The sequence below is a fragment of the Methylacidiphilum sp. Yel genome, assembly GCF_004421185.1.
GTDB lineage: Bacteria > Verrucomicrobiota > Verrucomicrobiia > Methylacidiphilales > Methylacidiphilaceae > Methylacidiphilum.
Genome location: NZ_LXQB01000046.1, coordinates 16,954 through 19,492 on the forward strand (window position 1 = coordinate 16,954; position 2,539 = coordinate 19,492).

Annotated in this window: 1 protein-coding gene; it reads right to left on the reverse strand. The window is 40.8% G+C overall.

The window, feature by feature from the left end; all coding sequences use genetic code 11:
- Positions 1 to 349 precede the first annotated feature (349 nt).
- On the reverse strand, positions 350 to 2,449 hold the full coding sequence (locus tag A7Q09_RS07210) for a glycosyltransferase (RefSeq protein WP_208526708.1): 2,100 nt from the start codon (positions 2,447 to 2,449) through the stop codon (positions 350 to 352).
- Between the last annotated feature and the right edge of the window lie 90 nt (positions 2,450 to 2,539).

Consider the following 2,539-nt stretch of genomic DNA (forward strand, 5'->3'; position numbering starts at 1 on the left):
AGCCTGTCCACATGAGGAGCCAAAAGCTCCTTGCGCTAGAAGATTCGCTATCGACCGGATCTCTAGATTTTCCCTCGATCGTAGTAGCTCTCCACCAGCCGAACATACTGGTCCACCTTCCCGCTTGTCCGCCGAATCGGCACGATACGCAGAAACATAAAGAGGCATTATCCTACAACGTTGATCTATTTATTTAGTTACTTTAAAAGATTTATTCATAATAATTCTTCATAAGATATAACTATGTTTCGACAAAAATGGCTCCCTCTCCTCTGGAGCACCCACAAAATCAGGCGATTTTCAACAAACATGGGTTAGGCTGTTATTTTTATTCTTGTGGAACTTGTCACTATTGATTCCAAGGATTCTTCCTTCTCGGAGGAAAGGCCAAAGCATAAGGATATTCTAGAGAAAGACAGGGATTATAAAAAGGATCCTCATTAATCATTTTCCCCCATTTTTCACGCCAATATATCCATTCTTTTTTAGAATGCTCGCTAGCTTGACGGCCTCTAGATTTTGACTCATGATGAATTAATTGGGCATAAGGGGTCCAGCTAATCCAATAGCCTTTACTGATCAGTTTGCAGCATAAATCCACATCTCCAAAATCGATTGTTAAATTTTCATCAAACTTTCCGACTTCTTCAAAGACTTCTTTTTTGATCAACATACAGGCAGCAGTCACACAACCAATATTTTGTTGGAGCAGGGCATTGGAAAAATACCCGCTATATTCTCTGCTAAAGCCAGAAAACCTGTGAGCAGCCACCCCACCTACGAGCAATATTACTCCAGCATGCTGGATTATGCCTTGAGGATAAAAGAGTTTAGCCCCCACTGCCGCTATCTCTGGTCGGCAGATATGCCTCATTAATTCAGTTAGCCAATCGGGTTTGATAACTTCTAAGTCGTCGTTAATAAATCCAATGATATTCGAATCCACCTGTTCAGCAGCCCAATTGTTCAGCTTCGAATAGTTAAAAGCGTTCTGGTCGTCATACAATACCCTAAGCTGAGCTCTCTTTTGCAGGTGATCAAGATAGGTTGTTATCTCTGGGTTAGTACAATTAGGACCATTTGCAACAATTAAAAGCTCAAAGTTTTTGTAATCAGTCTTAAAAAGAATGCTTTCTATGCAATCTTTTACCAAGGAATGTTTGAAGGCTGAAAGCATGATCAAACTGACTTTGGGATAGGGTTTTGGAATATCATAGAGGATACGATGATACTCGAAAGATGGCCCCACCGGAAGAACTATTGCCTTGATCTGTTTTCTTGCTAGATGATCCACTAAGGCATTCCTTGCCGATTTTGCAGCATAAGGTTTATTGTGTATGTCCAAAGCAGTGGAACCTGATACCGCTCGCCAATGATACAAAACATAAGGAATATGTCTTATAGCCTTATCTCCTACTTGTTCCCACACCCGCAAAGCTAAATCCCAGTCTTGCGCTCCTTCATAACCGATTCGAAACCCTCCAACCTTCCTTACCAGATCCCTTCGGTAGACTCCAAGATGACTAATGAGATTTTGAGATCGGAAAAGATCTGGATTCCAATCAGGTTTAAAAAAAGGATCGTACCGCTTGCCCTTTTCATCAATTTTATCTTCATCACTATACAGGATACAGACTTCGGGGAATCGATTAATCTCTTCAACAACCATATAAAGGGCATGCGGGGCAAGAAGATCGTCGGAGTCTAGAAGTACAATGAATTCTCCTTCCGCTAGTTCCAGTGCACTGTTTGAATTTGCACTCATATGACCATTGGTCTGCCGGAATGTTACCTTGATTCTTGGATCCTTCCTTCGATAGTCTTCCAAAATTCGCCGAGTTGCTGGATCTGATGAAGCATCGTCAGAAATGCATAGCTCCCAATGCGGATAGATCTGATTTCTGACCGATTCAATCGATTCGATAAGATATTTTTCTGGTGTATTGTAAACGGGCATTAAAACCGACAAGAGTGGTTGAATCGATAATTTTGTAATCCTCGCTTTTATTTTTTCTTTGTCTTTTGGTGAAATCGAATCAAAAAGCTCTAGCCAATGTTGATAATAGGCATCGATGGTTTTTTGCCTTTTCGTTTTTTGAACAATAATAATAAAACTTCCAAGCTTAATCCACTGCCCAGAATCTTCTTGGGCTTTAATGACAACATATTTCACACCTCGACTCAGATCACAGAAAATCTCAAAACCGCAATCCCTTCGTATCGACACTCCCCGCGAGGAATACCGCTGTTCTACATCCGGTCTTGCTACTATTTCAGCTTCAAATACGCTATTTTTGCTCTGGGCAATTATTTTTTTTGCCCTTTTGCCTTCAGGTCCAAAAAACCAGCCTGAAACATACAACAGCCTATCCTTTAGAAACAACACCGTGCTTTTGGGATTTTCTATCAAGTAATGAACATTGTGTGCTTTGTTTACCAAACCACTCATCCTACTTGTTCCTATCATCCTTCCAATTACTCCCTCTCTGTTTCCCAATCCTCAGGAAGAAGAGTTACCCTTGGTGGGAAAGAAAGTTTA

Coding starts and splice junctions, on each gene's coding strand:
- A7Q09_RS07210 (WP_208526708.1), bottom strand. CDS start 2,449: ATGAGTGGTTTGGTAAACAAAGCACACAATGTTCATTACTTGATAGAA.